General features: G+C 57.0%; 12 protein-coding genes. 8 read left to right on the top strand and 4 right to left on the bottom strand.

The annotated features are described in order from the left end of the window. Nucleotides 1–223 precede the first annotated feature (223 nt). A complete protein-coding gene (locus PGR10_RS22650) occupies nucleotides 224–2,137 on the top strand; it encodes a bifunctional 5-dehydro-2-deoxygluconokinase/5-dehydro-2-deoxyphosphogluconate aldolase (RefSeq protein ID WP_430924135.1) in 1,914 nt (637 codons plus the stop codon). A 148-nt stretch (nucleotides 2,138–2,285) separates the two neighbouring features. Continuing rightward, entirely contained in the window at nucleotides 2,286–3,140 is an 855-nt protein-coding gene (locus tag PGR10_RS22645; protein ID WP_015368536.1) for a MurR/RpiR family transcriptional regulator, read from the top strand. A gap of 85 nt (nucleotides 3,141–3,225) precedes the next feature. Here the strand turns inward: PGR10_RS22645 and iolB are convergent, their stop codons facing one another. Together iolB and PGR10_RS22635 are read right to left on the bottom strand one after the other, a co-directional pair. Further along, a complete protein-coding gene (iolB, locus tag PGR10_RS22640; RefSeq protein WP_113374815.1) occupies nucleotides 3,226–4,026 on the bottom strand; it encodes a 5-deoxy-glucuronate isomerase in 801 nt (266 codons plus the stop codon). 18 nt (nucleotides 4,027–4,044) lie between these two features. Further along, entirely contained in the window at nucleotides 4,045–5,550 is a 1,506-nt protein-coding gene (locus tag PGR10_RS22635) for a CoA-acylating methylmalonate-semialdehyde dehydrogenase (protein ID WP_113374816.1), read from the bottom strand. A gap of 122 nt (nucleotides 5,551–5,672) precedes the next feature. Between PGR10_RS22635 and PGR10_RS22630 the strand changes: the two genes are divergently transcribed. The 3 genes from PGR10_RS22630 (at nucleotide 5,673) to PGR10_RS22620 (ending at nucleotide 8,317) form a co-directional block, all read left to right on the top strand. Further along, on the top strand, nucleotides 5,673–5,876 hold the full coding sequence (locus tag PGR10_RS22630; protein WP_213794696.1) for a hypothetical protein: 204 nt from the start codon (nucleotides 5,673–5,675) through the stop codon (nucleotides 5,874–5,876). 29 nt (nucleotides 5,877–5,905) lie between these two features. Beyond that, on the top strand, nucleotides 5,906–6,727 hold the full coding sequence (locus PGR10_RS22625) for a TIM barrel protein (protein ID WP_113374818.1): 822 nt from the start codon (nucleotides 5,906–5,908) through the stop codon (nucleotides 6,725–6,727). A gap of 87 nt (nucleotides 6,728–6,814) precedes the next feature. Beyond that, nucleotides 6,815–8,317 carry a helicase HerA-like C-terminal domain-containing protein gene (locus tag PGR10_RS22620; protein ID WP_113374819.1) on the top strand — a complete coding sequence of 501 codons (1,503 nt, stop codon included), beginning with the start codon at nucleotides 6,815–6,817 and terminating at the stop codon, nucleotides 8,315–8,317. 142 nt (nucleotides 8,318–8,459) lie between these two features. Here the strand turns inward: PGR10_RS22620 and lptG are convergent, their stop codons facing one another. Next, complete coding sequence (lptG, locus tag PGR10_RS22615) at nucleotides 8,460–9,542, bottom strand: LPS export ABC transporter permease LptG (protein WP_087858348.1); 1,083 nt, start codon at nucleotides 9,540–9,542, stop codon at nucleotides 8,460–8,462. Beyond that, entirely contained in the window at nucleotides 9,542–10,639 is a 1,098-nt protein-coding gene (lptF, locus tag PGR10_RS22610; protein ID WP_113374820.1) for an LPS export ABC transporter permease LptF, read from the bottom strand. Before lptF ends, lptG begins: the two co-directional genes overlap by 1 nt. Nucleotides 10,640–11,029: 390 nt before the next feature. On the opposite strand from lptF, the gene pepA reads away from it, so the two are divergent. The 3 genes from pepA to PGR10_RS22595 all read left to right on the top strand — a co-directional run bounded on the left by pepA (nucleotide 11,030) and on the right by PGR10_RS22595 (nucleotide 15,961). After that, nucleotides 11,030–12,541 carry a leucyl aminopeptidase gene (gene pepA, locus PGR10_RS22605; protein ID WP_008807121.1) on the top strand — a complete coding sequence of 504 codons (1,512 nt, stop codon included), beginning with the start codon at nucleotides 11,030–11,032 and terminating at the stop codon, nucleotides 12,539–12,541. 121 nt (nucleotides 12,542–12,662) lie between these two features. Next, nucleotides 12,663–13,106, top strand: a complete 444-nt coding sequence (holC, locus tag PGR10_RS22600; protein ID WP_020079783.1) for a DNA polymerase III subunit chi — start codon at nucleotides 12,663–12,665, stop codon at nucleotides 13,104–13,106. Beyond that, nucleotides 13,106–15,961 carry a valine--tRNA ligase gene (locus PGR10_RS22595; RefSeq protein WP_045378499.1) on the top strand — a complete coding sequence of 952 codons (2,856 nt, stop codon included), beginning with the start codon at nucleotides 13,106–13,108 and terminating at the stop codon, nucleotides 15,959–15,961. The genes holC and PGR10_RS22595 overlap by 1 nt, the downstream gene beginning before the upstream one ends. Nucleotides 15,962–15,980: the final 19 nt, after the last annotated feature.

Here is a 15,980-nt window from a genome sequence, read left to right as displayed (position 1 = left end):
CATGGATAAGCGGGATGCATACAACATGTATGGGTGGGCAGCCGCTCATCCGCGCAGAGTGGTAGATCCTTCACACTTTTGGTTTTTTAATTTCGATTAGATTTGAAAATGAAATATTTATTTCTCAAACTAGAGATAACTAATAACCATCAGGCTGTTCACGGCAGACTGTCACTCATGCGACCTTCTCCTGGCAGCAGATTTGCAAAAGGAAACCCTAGCGATGAATGCAGCAGTTAAGCGGCTCGACGTCATCTGTATTGGCCGGGTGGCCGTCGATCTCTACGCCCAGCAGATAGGGGCAAGATTGGAAGATGTGGCCAGTTTCGCCAAGTATCTCGGCGGTTCCTCGGGCAACGTCGCCTTTGGTACCGCGATTCAGGGATTAAAATCGGCGATGCTGGCGCGGGTAGGCGATGAGCACAACGGCCGGTTTCTGCGTGAAACCCTCAGCCGCGCAGGTGTCGATACCGAATATCTGATCACGGATAAAGAACGGCTGACCGCATTGGTGATGCTGGGCATTAAGGATCAGGATACCTTCCCGCTGATTTTCTACCGCGACAACTGCGCCGATATGGCGCTGACGCCTGACGATATCAATGAAGAGTACATCGCCTCTTCACGCGCTCTGGCGGTGACCGGCACCCACCTTTCACACGCCAATACCCGCGATGCGGTACTGAAGGCGCTGGAATACGCCCGCCGCCACGGCCTGCGTACCGCACTGGATATCGATTACCGTCCGGTGCTGTGGGGGCTCACTTCGCTGGGCGATGGGGAAACGCGTTTCATTGAGTCGGGTCCGGTGACCCGTCAGTTGCAGGAAGTTCTGCACCTGTTCGATTTAGTCGTCGGCACTGAAGAAGAGTTTCATATCGCCGGCGGCAGCACCGATACCCTCACCGCGTTGAAAAACGTTCGCCATGCCACCAACGCGACGCTGGTCTGCAAGCGCGGGCCGATGGGCTGCGTGGTGCTGGAGGGCGCCATCCCGGATAGCTGGGACGAAGTGCCGCTGCAGCAAGGCGTTCGCGTCGAAGTACTCAACGTACTCGGCGCCGGCGACGCTTTTATGTCCGGACTGCTGCGCGGCTGGCTTAATGATGAAGGCTGGGAACAGGCCTGCCGCTACGCCAACGCCTGCGGCGCGCTGGTGGTGTCACGTCACGGCTGCGCGCCGGCGATGCCGACGAAAGTGGAGCTTGATGATTATCTATCGCGGGCCGGTGCCGTTCCACGCCCGGATATCGACGCGCGGCTTAATCATTTGCACCGGGTGACCAGCCGACGCCAGTCGTGGCCGGAACTGTGTATCTTCGCCTTTGACCATCGTAAACAGCTGGCGGATCTGGCATTAGAAACCGGGCGCGACCCGGCCTGTATTCCCGAACTCAAACTGCTACTGTTGGCCGCCGCCGAGGCGGCAGCCACAGAGGCCGGACTGGATCGGCGCAGCGGCATCCTCGCCGATGGAACCTATGGTCAACGTTCACTTAACGCCATTACCGGTAAAGGCTGGTGGATCGGTCGGCCGATTGAGCTCCCCAGCTCGCGTCCGCTACATCTTGAACATGGCAATATTGGCTCACAGCTGATCGACTGGCCGCTTGAGCACGTCGTCAAATGCCTGGTCTTTTACCACCCGGATGACCCGGCAGCGCTGCGCGCCGAGCAGGACGCGCTGCTGCTGGAAGTCTGGCAGGCCTGCAATAAGTCGGGGCACGAGCTGCTATTGGAAGTGATCCTGCCGGAGAACGGACCGGACAAAGATGAACGCCACTACCACACTATGCTGGAGCATTTCTATCAGTTGGGCATCCAGCCGGACTGGTGGAAGCTGCCGCCGCTGGCCAGCGCCCAGTGGGAGCGGATTTCAGCGCTTATCGAGCGCGAAGACCCATGGTGCCGGGGCATCCTGCTCCTGGGGCTGGATGCGCCATCGGATCGATTGCGTTCAGGTTTCGCCGAAGCGGCCGGGCACCCGATGATCAAGGGTTTTGCCGTCGGCCGAACCATATTTGGCCAGCCTTCGCGCCGCTGGATGCAGGGCGAACTGGATGACGCAGCGCTAATCGATGAAGTGAAACGCAACTATCTACGGCTCATCGGCTACTGGCGCGAAGCGCGCGGCTAACCTCCTTCAGGCCCGCCTCTTCCTTGAAAGCGGCGGGCCTGCGGTTTCTTCGTGAAATGAATCGCGTATTTCATCGCAAAAAATGAAAAATTCGCTTCATTTGGTACACTGGAAGCCATATTCCTTCCATTTTCTCAGAGCGCAACTTATGGCTAATAATCCGACCCAACTGACCATCCTGCAGGATGAAATCAGACGGCGCTACGACACGCTCAGCAAACGTCTGAAGCAGGTGGCGCGCTATATACTGGATAACAGTAATAGCGTTGCTTTCGATACCGTAGCCTCCATTGCGCAACAGGCTGACGTTCCGCCCTCAACGCTGATTCGCTTCGCTAACGCCTTTGGCTTCAGCGGCTTTAACGAAATGAAGCAGATGTTCAGGCAGCATCTGATGGAAGAGACCGCCAACTACACCGAGCGCGCGCGTCTGTTCCGCCAGACCACTAACGACGAAACGACGCCGCCGGAAACGCCGACGGAAATCCTCAACATGTTCAGCATGGTCAATACCCAGGCGCTGCAGCAACTGGCAATGCAGACCTCCGGCGAAGACCTCAACCGGGCGGTAGATTTACTGGCGGATGCGGAAAATATCTATGTCATCGGCCTGCGTCGCTCATTTAGTGTCGCTTCTTACCTGACCTACGCGCTGCGCCATCTGGATCGCAAAGCCTTCCTGATCGACGGCCTCGGCGGGATGTTCACCGAGCAGCTCAGTCTGGTGGGGCCGAAGGATGTGGTTGTGGCGGTGAGCTTCTCGCCCTACGCCCGTGAAGTGGTGGAACTGGTTGAGCTTGGCGCCCAGCGCAAGGCGCGACAAATCGCCATTACCGATAGCCAGGTAAGCCCGCTTGCCGCCTTCAGTGATGTGTGCTTTGTGGTGCGTGAAGCGCAGGTTGATGGTTTCCGCTCGCAGGTGGCCTCGCTGTGCCTGGCCCAGACGCTAGCGGTATCGCTGGCATTGAATAGCAGCAAAGAGCCGCAGCAGCACCGCGCCTGATTACCCGTTGCACTACGCTGTATACAACGGCAATCAACAGACAAAAAAGCCGGGGACATCCCCGGCTTTTCTCGTTTATCGCGCACTATGAATAGCGCTCGCTGTTGATCCAGGCGTGATCGTCTTCCCAGGTAAATAGCCACTTACGATCCGGCCCCGCCATTACGTTCAGATAGTAGCTGTTGTAACCGGCGATCGCCGCTACCGGATGGTAGCCGCGCGGCACCATCACCACATCATGGTTATAGGGCGCCATACAGGCATCCAGGCTGCGGTCATCGGTGTACACTCGCTGAAAGGCAAAGCCTTGCGGCGGATCGAAGCGGTGGTAGTAGGTCTCTTCCAGCTGGGTTTCCTGCCCCGGCAGCGCGGTATCGTGCTTGTGCGATGGCCAGGAGCTGGTCGCCCCTTCTTCGGTGTAGACTTCCACCACCAGCAGGCAATCCGCCTGCGCATTATCCGGCAGAATATTATGTACCAGCCGCTGGTTGCGCCCTTTACCGCGATGCTCTACGCCGACATCCTCAGGCCGTATCACTCGCGCCGGGAAGCTGCCTTTGCCCGGCGCGCTGCAGACCGCCAGCTCAAGATCGGAATCTGCAGTGACCTCGACCTTATCGTGCGGCGGCACATAGACCGACCACGGCGGCGTACGCTCGAATGGCGACATGCGTTTACCAAGGTCGGGAAAATCGGCGTGCTGAGTTTTGATCGAGGCCAGACCAGAGACCAGAACCAGACATAGCTCACGATCACCGCTCTCCAGGGTCACGGTTTGCCCCTGTTTTAACATCCAGACATCAAAGCCAATATAATGCCACCCCGCGCTCTGCGGGGTGATGTGCTGGATATGTCCCTCTTTTTGCGCTTTAGCCAATAACGACATAGCGTTCTCCTTCGCCGATTAACCTAACGTCGGCATACTGAATTCAGATACGGTTTGCTGCCCCTGCGGCCAACGCACGGTGGCAGTTTTCATACGGGTATAGAAGCGGACGCCGTCCGGCCCGTGGACGTTCAGCGCGCCAAATACCGAGCGCTTCCAGCCGCCGAAGCTATGGAAGGCCATCGGCACCGGCACCGGTACGTTGACGCCAACCATGCCGGCCTGTACGTCATGGACGAACTCGCGGGCGGTATGGCCGTTGCTGGTAAAGACGGCGCTGCCGTTACCGAATTCGTGGCTGTTAACCAGCGACAGCGCGCTTTGGTAATCAGCGACGCGGACAATCCCCAGCACCGGACCAAAAATCTCTTCGCGCCAAATGGTCATTTCCGGAGTGACGTGGTCAAACAGCGTACCGCCAACGTAATATCCGTCCTCATGCCCGGCCACGCGCAGCCTGCGACCATCCACCACCAACGACGCCCCTTCGCTGACGCCCTTATCAATATAGCCAAGTACTTTTTTCTGATGCGCTTCGGATACCACCGGCCCCATTTCGTTTTCGTCTTTGCCGCGCAGGCAGCCAGGACCGACTTTCAGCGACTCGACTAATGGTTTCAGGCGGGCAATCAACTTATCTGCAGTCTCGTCACCGACGGCCACCACTACCGGCAGGGCCATGCAGCGCTCGCCAGCGGAACCATACGCGCCGCCCATAATGGCATTCACGGTCGCATCAAGATCGGCGTCCGGCATCACGATGGCATGGTTTTTCGCCGCGCCAAACGCCTGGACGCGTTTTCCGTGAGCGCTGGCGGTTTTATAGATATATTCCGCCACGCCGGAGGAGCCGACAAAGCTGACGGCGGCAATACGCGGGTCGGTATAAAGCTGCTCGGCATCTTCATTGCTGCAGTGAATGACGTTAAAGACGCCATCCGGCAGACCGGCTTCTTTCAGTAACTCAGCCATGCGTACCGCCGCGGTCGGGGCCAGCGCAGGTGGTTTTAGCACGAAGCTGTTGCCGCAGGCCAGCGCGATGGGGAACATCCACATCGGCACCATCGCCGGGAAATTAAACGGCGTTATCCCCGCCACCACGCCCAGCGGCTGCATGAGCGAATAGCTGTCGACGCCGGTACCCACGTCGGAAGAAAACTCACCTTTAATGAGGTGCGGAATGCCGCAGGCAAACTCAACCACTTCCATGCCCCGGGTCAGCTCGCCCAACGCATCGGACCATACTTTGCCATGCTCGCTAACGATAATGCCCGCCAGTTCATCGACGTGCTGTTCGAGCAGCATTTTGAAATTGAACAGCACGCGGGCGCGGCGCAGCGGCGTGGTGCGGGACCAGCTGTCAAAAGCGTCGCGAGCGACCTGGATTGCATCGGAAACCTCCTGCGCGGTGGAAAGCGTGACTTCGCGAACCACATCGCCAGTAGCCGGATCGTACACCGGCATCGTTTCCCGGCTGCTGCTGGTTACCGTTTTCCCACCAATAAAGTTACCTGTGATAGTCATCTTCTCGCCTCATAGTGTAGAAGGCCGTTCAAGTTACGGCCCGTCGCTGATTGTGCTGTGCTATAACCGTAGTAAAATGAAATTTATATTTCAATAATCAGATAAAATGAAATTCTACTTTGGTGATGGTTGTCGCATTTTTCAGCAAACCACTCTCCATACAATTTCAAATCACAGCAGTAGCGAAGGTGAGATTTTATGCGGTTATCTTTGATGTAAACCATGAAATGGCGCAGCAACTTTTTTGCGATCGTGCTCAAACAACCATCATTTCATCCATTGCCAATGATGAAATAAACATTTTAACTATCTGGCAAGCGAACTAAACCAGTCAATATCTTGTCAGGAGTGTCAAATGGCCATTGCCCTGCAGCGTTTCTGTATCAATCGTAAAATTGCGCCGTCGCTCAGCATTGAGGCGTTTTTCCGTCTGGTAAGCGAACTCGGGCTGCATAAGGTCGAGCTGCGTAATGATTTACCCAGCGGTAAAGTCACCGATGAGCTTACCCACCAGCAGGTGCGCGAGCTGGCCGACCGATACCAGCTTGAAATTCTGACGATCAACGCCGTCTATCCTTTCAACCGCCACAGCGCTGAAGTACGTCACCTGACGGAGTCGCTGCTGAAAGAGGCGCAGGCTATTGGCGCCAAATCGCTGGTGATGTGCCCGTTAAATGATGGCACCACGGTAGCGCCGCAAGAAACGCTTGCCGCTATGCGCGAGCTGGCGCCGCTGTTCGAACAATATGGCATTCAGGGCCTGGTCGAGCCGCTGGGCTTCCCACAAAGTTCGCTACGCTCGGCGGCGCAGGCTCAGGCGCTCATTCGCGACGCTCAGGTGCCGTTTAAGCTGTTAATTGATACTTTCCACCATCATCTTTATCCACAAGCAGAAGAGGAATTCAGCCAGCTGGACATTGCTGAGATAGGTCTGGTTCATCTCTCCGGCGTTGACGATTCCCGCCCGCGAGAACAGTTGACCGACGACGAGCGCATCATGCTGACGCCGCATGACCGGCTGCTGACCTGTCAACAAGTGCGGCATCTTGAAGCCCGCGGATATCGTGGCGATTACGCCTTCGAGCCTTTCGCTCCGCAGCTGGCGTCATGGCGCGAAGAGGATATTCGCCGCGAGATTGAACAGAGCATTGCGCTGATTCAGCGCCACTGCGCGTAAGATTAAACGTTGAGAGTTATCGATTTCCTCCCTCTTTTTGCTGTCAGGTTGCCTATAATCGACGCAGGATAAATGGAGGAATCGATCATGAGCTCACCCTTGCTAATCGCACGCACGCTGGACAAACAGCTCCATCTGCTGCCAGCAATGGCTAACCGTCACGGCCTAATTACCGGCGCCACCGGTACCGGTAAAACCGTAACTTTGCAAAAACTGGCGGAGTCATTTTCCGAGATCGGCGTGCCGGTCTTTATGGCCGATGTGAAAGGCGACCTGACCGGTATTGCGGAGGCAGGGCAGAGCTCTGAGAAGCTTCAGGCGCGTCTGGAAAAAATCGGCGTTACCGACTGGGAGCCGCACGCCAACCCGGTGGTTGTTTGGGATATCTTTGGTGAAAAGGGCCACCCGGTGCGCGCTACGGTGTCAGACCTCGGCCCCCTGCTGCTCGCCCGCTTGCTCAACCTGAATGAAGTACAAAGCGGCGTGCTGAACATTATTTTCCGTATCGCTGACGATCGCGGTCTGCTGCTACTGGACTTTAAAGATCTCCGCGCCATCACCCAGTTTATCGGTGATAACGCCAAAGCCTTCCAGAATCAGTACGGCAACATTAGCAGCGCTTCGGTAGGCGCTATCCAGCGCGGGCTGTTAACCCTGGAGCAGCAGGGCGCAGAGCACTTCTTCGGCGAACCGATGCTGGATATTCAGGACTGGATGCGTATCGATGCCAGCGGTAAAGGGGTGATTAATATCCTTAGCGCCGAAAAGCTCTATCAGATGCCGAAGCTTTACGCCGCCAGCCTGCTGTGGATGCTCTCCGAACTCTACGAGCGCCTGCCGGAAGCCGGCGACCTCGAAAAACCGAAGCTGGTGTTCTTCTTCGACGAAGCCCACCTGCTGTTTAACGATGCGCCGCAGGTACTGCTGGATAAAATCGAGCAGGTGATTCGCCTTATCCGTTCTAAAGGGGTCGGCGTCTATTTTGTTTCGCAGAATCCGTCGGATATCCCGGATGCCGTGCTCGGCCAGTTGGGCAACCGCGTGCAGCATGCCCTGCGCGCCTTTACCCCGAAGGATCAAAAAGCGGTGAAGACCGCCGCCCAAACCATGCGCGCCAATCCGGCGTTCAGTACCGAGCAGGCCATTCAGGAGCTCGGTACCGGCGAAGCACTGATCTCCTTCCTCGACGAAAAAGGCAGCCCATCGATAGTAGAAAGAGCGATGGTTATCGCCCCATACTCGCGGATGGGGCCGGTCAGCGACGATGAGCGAAATGGCCTGATTAACCACTCGGCGCTGTACGGCAAGTATGAAGAAGAGATTGACCGCGAGTCGGCCTTCGAAATGCTGCAAAAAGGGGTGCAGGTCGCCACCGAGCAGCAGTCGGCGCCGCCGGCAAAAGGCCAACAAACCGGCGATGACGACGGGCTGCTCGGGGGACTGAAAGATATTCTGTTCGGCACTACCGGCCCGCGCGGTGGTAAACGAGATGGTATTGTGCAGACCGCCGCCAAAAGCGCCGTACGTCAGGTCACCAACCAGATCGTCCGCGGCATGCTGGGAAGCCTGCTAGGCGGAAGGCGCCGTTAACGTCAGTGTCGAACCCCGGATTGCGGCGCGCTGCGTCCGATCCGGGCGACAACAATACAGGGCATTACACTGCGGATCGCCACTCAAACCGCGGGCACAAAAAACCCGGCGTTGCTTGCGCTTGGCCGGGTCATTTATCGAACTACGCTTTTCTCATCATCAGCCAAAGGCTTATCAGGAAGAAGCTTGCGCTTGGCAGCAGCGCGCCGATTATCGGCGGTATGCCGTAAACCAATGTTAGCGGGCCAAATATCTGGTCGAGTACGTAAAAGATAAAGCCGAAGCTAATCCCGGTAACGACTCTCACGCCCATTGCCACGCTCCGCAGGGGACCAAAGATGAACGACAGCGCCATCAGCATCATCACGGCCACCGACAGCGGCTGGAAGATTTTGCTCCACATGTTGAGCTGGTAACGGCCAGGATCCTGGCCGCTGGACTTCAGATAGGTCACATAGTTATGCAGGCCGCTGATTGATAGCGCGTCCGGATCCAGCGCAACCACGCCGAGTTTGTCCGGCGTCAGTTTGGTCTTCCAGGTTCCGCTGACCATTTGCGTGCCGGTAACCTGTTTCGGATCGGTCAGATTAGATTCATCCACCTGCGACAGGCGCCAGATCTTGGCGTCATTATCAAACTTAGCGGAAGCGGCGTAACGGACAGATTGCAGACGACGGTTATCGTTAAACTGGTAGATGCTCACCCCGCCCAGCTCATCGTTACCCTTTACGCGTTCAATGTAGACAAAATTATGCCCGTCTTTCGCCCACAACCCCTGCTGGGTCGACAGCAGCGAACCGCCGTACATCTGCTGCGCACGGTAGTTACGCGCCATCTGTTCGCCCTGCGGCGCCACCCATTCACCCATCGCCATGGTCAACAACACCAGCGGGATCGCCGTTTTCATCACCGCCAGCGCCACCTGCATACGGGTAAAGCCGGAAGCCTGCATCACCACCAGTTCGCTGCGCTGCGCCAGCATACCCAGCCCCAGCAAAGCCCCAAGCAGGGCCGCCATTGGGAAGAAGATTTGCACATCTTTTGGCACGCTGAGAATGGTATAGAGTCCTGCTCCCAGCGCATCATAGCTGCCCTGCCCGGCTTTTTTCAGCTGGTCGACAAACTTAATAATGCCGGAGAGCGACACCAGCATGAACAGCGTCATCATGATGGTGTTAAAAATGGTTTTACCGATATAGCGGTCAAGTACGCCAAACGCCTGCATCACACCGCTCCTTTATTAAACCGGGCACGGAAACGACGCATCGGCACCGTATCCCACAGGTTAAGCAGCACCGCCAGCGCGAAGTAGAGCAGGTTCACGCCCCACATCCAGATGGCGGGGTCCATTTTGCCTTTACCCGCGTTCGATTTTATCGACGTTTGCAGCAAGAAAAACACCAGATACAGCAGCATCGCCGGCAGCATAGACAGCACGCGGCCCTGACGCGGGTTCACCACGCTGAGCGGGACAACCATCAGCGCCATCATGAACACCGCCGCCACCAGCGTGAAGCGCCAGTGCAGTTCGGCGCGGGCGCGATCGGTGTCGGTACGCCACAGGGTGCGCATATTCATCTGTTCGGTGTCGCTGGGATCGGCCGCTACCGCCTGATGGCCAATAACCGCCTGGTAGTTTTTAAAGTCGGTAATACGGAAATCGCGCAGCATCGCCGTGCCTTCAAAACGCGTCCCCTGGGTCATGGTGACCACCTGGGAGCCGTCTTTTTTCTGCGACAGCTCGCCGGAGTCCGCCACCACCACGGAAGGACGCGCGTTGCCTTTAGGCCGCAGTTGCGCCAGGAACACGTCGCTAAAGCGGTTGCCGTTGACGTTTTCGATAAACAGCACCGCGCTGCCGTCGCTGGCCTGCTGGAACTGGCCCTGAGCCAGCGCCGCCATTCCAGGGTTGGCTTTGGCTTCCGCCAGTACTTCGTCCTGATGGCGCGACGACCACGGCCCCGCCCACATCACGTTGACCGCCGCGACGGCGCCGGTAAACAGGGCGAGGATCATCGCCGCCTTAATCAATACGGCTTTACTTAAGCCGCAGGCGTGCATCACCGTAATTTCACTTTCGGTATACAGTTTGCCGAGCGTCATCAACAGCCCGAGGAAAAGACTCAGGGGCAGAATGAGCTGCGCCATTTCCGGTACGCCCAGCCCTAACAGCGAGAGCACCAGGTTGGTCGGGATATCGCCATCTACTGCGGCGCCGAGGATCCTGACGAGTTTCTGACAGAAGAAAATCAGCAACAGGATGAATAGGATCGCCAACTGGCTTTTCAGCGTCTCACGAACCAGATATCTTATGATTATCACTATAAATACGCCCGTAAAAACCCGTCTTATTGCAGGAAAATTGCTTGTTTCATGGCTTAAACGTCATTTATTCTCTTTTGTCGTCGAAAACATCGCTAAGATTAAATGACTCATCGGTTCTGCGTATCAGGATCTTTTCTGACGAACCAAAGCCGTAATAACGTTAAGATTAACACGAAGTCACCGCAACAGCGGACATGAGTTACGAAAGCTTGCAATTATATACTCAATGGATTTCGAGTTGTAGAAAGGCGGCAGGACTGTGAAGCCCCGGAGCGGCATCAGCCAGCGTCAGGGGTAAGCAGGCGTAGCCAACGCATCTGCAACTGGAAAGGCGACGAGTATAGCCGTAGCCACCACTGTTGTCTTTAAGATTCAGGAGCATAGTGCATGGAGTTCAGTGTAAAAAGCGGTAGCCCGGAGAAGCAGCGGAGTGCCTGTATCGTGGTCGGCGTCTTCGAACCACGTCGCCTCTCCCCCATCGCCGAACAACTCGATAAAATCAGCGACGGTTACATCAGCGCCCTGCTGCGTCGCGGCGAGCTCGAAGGCAAGCCTGGCCAGACCTTGTTACTGCACCATGTGCCGAACATCCTGTCTGAGCGCATTCTGCTCATCGGCTGTGGTAAAGAGCGCGAACTGGATGAACGTCAGTATAAACAAGTTATTCAGAAAACCATTAATACTCTGAATGACACTGGCTCGATGGAAGCCGTCTGCTTCCTGACCGAACTGCACGTTAAAGGGCGCAACAACTACTGGAAAGTTCGCCAGGCCGTTGAAACCGCCAAAGAGACGCTGTACAGCTTCGATCAGTTGAAGACCAACAAAAGCGAGCCGCGTCGTCCGCTGCGTAAAATGGTCTTTAACGTGCCGACCCGCCGCGAGCTCACCAGCGGCGAACGCGCCATTCAGCATGGCCTGGCGATTGCCGCCGGCATCAAAGCGGCGAAAGATCTCGGCAACATGCCGCCGAATATCTGTAACGCGGCTTATCTGGCTTCCCAGGCGCGCCAGCTGGCTGACACCTACAGCAAGAACGTCATCACCCGCGTAATCGGCGAGCAGCAGATGCGCGAGCTGGGGATGAACTCCTATCTTGCCGTCGGCAACGGCTCGCAGAACGAGTCGCTGATGTCGGTCATCGAGTATAAAGGCAACCCGTCTGAAGACGCGCGCCCTATCGTGCTGGTCGGTAAAGGCCTGACCTTCGACTCCGGCGGTATCTCCATCAAGCCTGCCGAAGGCATGGACGAGATGAAGTACGACATGTGCGGCGCGGCGGCGGTTTACGGCGTAATGCGAATGGTTGCCGAGCTGCAGCTGCCGCTGAACGTCATCGGCGTGCTGGCGGGCTGTGAAAACATGCCTGGCGGTCGCGCGTATCGCCCAGGCGATGTTCTGACCACCATGTCCGGACAAACCGTTGAAGTGCTGAATACCGACGCCGAAGGCCGTCTGGTGCTGTGCGACGTGCTGACCTACGTTGAGCGCTTCGAGCCGGAAGCGGTTATCGACGTTGCGACGCTGACCGGCGCCTGCGTGATTGCCCTCGGCCATCACATCACCGGCCTGATGTCGAACCATAATCCGCTGGCTCATGAGCTGATCGGCGCCTCCGAACTGGCCGGCGACCGCGCATGGCGTCTGCCGCTGGCCGACGAGTTCCAGGATCAGCTGGAGTCCAACTTTGCGGATATGGCCAACATCGGCGGCCGTCCTGGCGGCGCGATTACCGCTGGCTGCTTCCTGTCACGCTTCACCCGCAAGTACAACTGGGCGCACCTCGACATCGCCGGTACCGCCTGGCGTTCCGGGAAGGCCAAAGGCGCGACCGGCCGCCCGGTGGCGCTGTTATCGCAGTTCCTGCTCAATCGTGCGGGTTTTAACGGCGAAGAGTGATTGCCGTCTGATGCCCGGTGGCGCTACGCTTACCGGGCCGACGGAAAGATGCCGTTTGTAGGCCGGGTAAGCGTAGCGCCGCCCGGCTTTGCATTTAAATCCACAACAAGAAGCCCCATATATGAAAAACGCAACGTTCTATCTTCTGGACAACGAAGACACCGTCGACGAGCTCAGCGCCGTCGAACAGCTGGTGTGCGAAATTGCCGCAGAACGTTGGCGCAACGGCAAGCGCGTACTGATCGCCTGTGAAGATGAACAGCAGGCTATTCGCCTCGACGAAGCGCTGTGGACGCGTCCTCCGGAGAGCTTTGTGCCGCATAATCTGGCGGGCGAAGGCCCGAGAGGCGGCGCGCCGGTGGAAATTGCCTGGCCGCAAAAGCGCAACAGCAGTCCGCGGGATATTCTTATCAGCCTGCGGCTAAACTTTGCAGATTTTGCCACCGCTTTCACAGAAGTGATAGACTTTGTCCCTTACGAAGATTCTTTGAAACAACTGGCGCGCGAACGCTATAAAGCGTACCGCATGGCTGGTTTCAACCTGAACACGGCAACCTGGAAATAATGGAAAAGACATACAACCCACAAGATATCGAACAGCCGCTTTACGAGCACTGGGAAAAGCAGGGCTATTTCAAACCGAATGGTGATGAAAGCCAGGAGAGCTTCTGCATCATGATCCCGCCGCCGAACGTCACCGGCAGTTTGCATATGGGTCATGCCTTCCAGCAAACCATCATGGATACCATGATTCGTTACCAGCGCATGCAGGGTAAAAACACCCTGTGGCAGGCCGGTACCGACCACGCGGGTATCGCTACCCAAATGGTGGTTGAGCGTAAGATTGCCGCTGAAGAAGGTAAAACCCGCCACGACTACGGCCGCGATGCTTTCATCGACAAAATCTGGCAGTGGAAAGCGGAATCCGGCGGCACCATTACCCGTCAGATGCGCCGCCTCGGCAACTCCGTCGACTGGGAGCGCGAGCGCTTCACGATGGATGAAGGCCTGTCCAACGCGGTGAAAGAAGTCTTCGTTCGCCTGTACAAAGAAGACCTGATTTATCGCGGCAAGCGCCTGGTCAACTGGGACCCGAAACTGCGTACCGCCATTTCCGACCTCGAAGTAGAAAACCGCGAATCGAAAGGGTCGATGTGGCACATTCGCTATCCGCTGGCCGATGGCGCGAAAACCGCTGACGGTAAAGATTACCTGGTGGTCGCCACCACTCGTCCGGAAACCCTGCTGGGCGATACCGGCGTGGCCGTTAACCCGGAAGATCCGCGTTACAAAGACCTGATTGGTAAATTCGTAGTGCTGCCGCTGGTTAACCGCCGCATTCCAATTGTTGGCGACGAACACGCCGACATGGAAAAAGGCACCGGCTGCGTGAAAATCACCCCGGCGCACGACTTTAACGACTACGAAGTTGGCCGCCGTCATCAGTTGCCGATGATTAATATTTTGACCTTTGATGGCGACATCCGCGAAAGCGCGGAAGTTTACGATACCAAAGGCAACGAATCCGACGTTTATTCCAACGAGATCCCGGCTGAATTCCAGAAGATGGAACGTTTTGCCGCGCGTAAAGCGATGGTTGCCGCCGTCGACGCGCTGGGCCTGCTGGAAGAGATCAAACCGCACGACCTGACCGTGCCTTACGGCGATCGCGGCGGCGTGGTTATCGAACCGATGCTGACCGACCAGTGGTACGTACGTGCGGACGTGCTGGCCAAACCGGCAGTCGAAGCCGTTGAGAATGGCGACATCCAGTTCGTGCCGAAGCAGTACGAAAACATGTACTTCTCCTGGATGCGCGATATTCAGGACTGGTGTATTTCCCGTCAGCTGTGGTGGGGTCACCGCATCCCGGCATGGTATGACAACGACGGCAACGTCTATGTTGGCCGTAGCGAAGACGAAGTGCGTCAGGAAAACAACCTGAGCGCCGACGTTGCCCTGCGTCAGGACGAAGACGTTCTGGATACCTGGTTCTCTTCCGCGCTGTGGACCTTCTCCACCCTCGGCTGGCCGGAAAACACCGACGCGCTGCGTCAGTTCCACCCGACCAGCGTGATGGTGTCCGGCTTCGACATCATCTTCTTCTGGATTGCCCGTATGATCATGATGACCATGCACTTCATCAAAGATGAAAACGGCAAGCCGCAGGTTCCGTTTAAGACCGTCTACATGACCGGCCTTATCCGCGACGACGAAGGCCAGAAGATGTCCAAATCCAAGGGTAACGTCATTGACCCGCTGGATATGGTTGACGGCATCACCCTGCCGGAGCTGCTGGAGAAACGTACCGGCAACATGATGCAGCCTCAGCTGGCGGAAAAAATCCGTAAGCGCACCGAGAAACAGTTCCCGAACGGCATCGAGCCACACGGCACTGACGCCCTGCGCTTTACCCTGGCGGCGCTGGCCTCTACCGGCCGCGACATCAACTGGGATATGAAGCGCCTGGAAGGTTACCGTAACTTCTGCAACAAACTGTGGAACGCCAGCCGCTTCGTACTGATGAATACCGAAGATCAGGATTGCGGTTTCAACGGCGGCGAGATGGTGCTGTCCCTGGCCGACCGCTGGATCCTGGCTGAATTCAACCAGACCGTGAAAGCGTACCGCGAAGCGCTGGATAACTTCCGCTTCGATATCGCCGCGGGCATCCTGTATGAGTTTACCTGGAATCAGTTCTGCGACTGGTACCTTGAACTGACCAAGCCGGTCATGAACGGTGGCAGCGAAGCGGAGCTGCGCGGTACTCGTCATACTCTGGTGACCGTGCTGGAAGGTCTGCTGCGCCTGGCGCACCCGATTATTCCTTTCATCACCGAGACCATCTGGCAGCGCGTGAAAGTAATCTGCGGTATCACCGCCGATACCATCATGCTGCAGCCGTTCCCGCAGTACGAGGCTTCTCAGGTTGATGAAGCGGCGCTGGCCGACACCGAATGGCTGAAGCAGGCGATCGTCGCCGTACGTAACATCCGTGCGGAGATGAACATTGCGCCAGGTAAACCGCTGGAACTGCTGCTGCGCGGCTGCAGCAAAGATGCCGAGCGTCGTGTTAACGACAACCGCAGCTTCCTGCTGAACCTCGCGCGTCTGGAAAGCATCACCGTGCTGCCTGCCGATGATAAAGGTCCGGTTTCCGTGACCAAGATTATCGACGGCGCCGAGCTGCTGATCCCGATGGCGGGTCTTATCGACAAAGAAGCCGAGCTGGCGCGTCTGGCGAAAGAAGTGGCGAAAGTCGAAGCGGAAATCGGCCGTATCGAAAGCAAGCTGTCCAACGAAGGCTTTGTGGCCCGCGCGCCGGAGGCGGTTATCGCCAAAGAGCGTGAGAAGCTGGAAGGCTACGCGGAAGCGAAAGCGAAACTGATTGAACAGCAGGCAGTGATCGCCGCGCTGTAAAAACTCGCGATAGAAAAAA

The sequence above is a fragment of the Klebsiella sp. 141198 genome (assembly GCF_050600785.1).
GTDB classification, from domain to species: domain Bacteria; phylum Pseudomonadota; class Gammaproteobacteria; order Enterobacterales; family Enterobacteriaceae; genus Klebsiella; species Klebsiella aerogenes.
Note: the sequence above shows the minus strand (reverse complement) of the source record. Positions and strands in the feature narration are given on the sequence as shown.

What these genes read in the sequence shown, in the direction of transcription:
- PGR10_RS22650 (WP_430924135.1), top strand. Translation starts at nt 224, where the DNA reads ATGAATGCAGCAGTTAAGCGGCTCGACGTCATCTGTATTGGCCGGGTG.
- PGR10_RS22645 (WP_015368536.1), top strand. Translation starts at nt 2,286, where the DNA reads ATGGCTAATAATCCGACCCAACTGACCATCCTGCAGGATGAAATCAGA.
- iolB (WP_113374815.1), bottom strand. Translation starts at nt 4,026, where the DNA reads ATGTCGTTATTGGCTAAAGCGCAAAAAGAGGGACATATCCAGCACATC.
- PGR10_RS22635 (WP_113374816.1), bottom strand. Translation starts at nt 5,550, where the DNA reads ATGACTATCACAGGTAACTTTATTGGTGGGAAAACGGTAACCAGCAGC.
- PGR10_RS22625 (WP_113374818.1), top strand. Translation starts at nt 5,906, where the DNA reads ATGGCCATTGCCCTGCAGCGTTTCTGTATCAATCGTAAAATTGCGCCG.
- PGR10_RS22620 (WP_113374819.1), top strand. Translation starts at nt 6,815, where the DNA reads ATGAGCTCACCCTTGCTAATCGCACGCACGCTGGACAAACAGCTCCAT.
- lptG (WP_087858348.1), bottom strand. Translation starts at nt 9,542, where the DNA reads ATGCAGGCGTTTGGCGTACTTGACCGCTATATCGGTAAAACCATTTTT.
- pepA (WP_008807121.1), top strand. Translation starts at nt 11,030, where the DNA reads ATGGAGTTCAGTGTAAAAAGCGGTAGCCCGGAGAAGCAGCGGAGTGCC.
- holC (WP_020079783.1), top strand. Translation starts at nt 12,663, where the DNA reads ATGAAAAACGCAACGTTCTATCTTCTGGACAACGAAGACACCGTCGAC.
- PGR10_RS22595 (WP_045378499.1), top strand. Translation starts at nt 13,106, where the DNA reads ATGGAAAAGACATACAACCCACAAGATATCGAACAGCCGCTTTACGAG.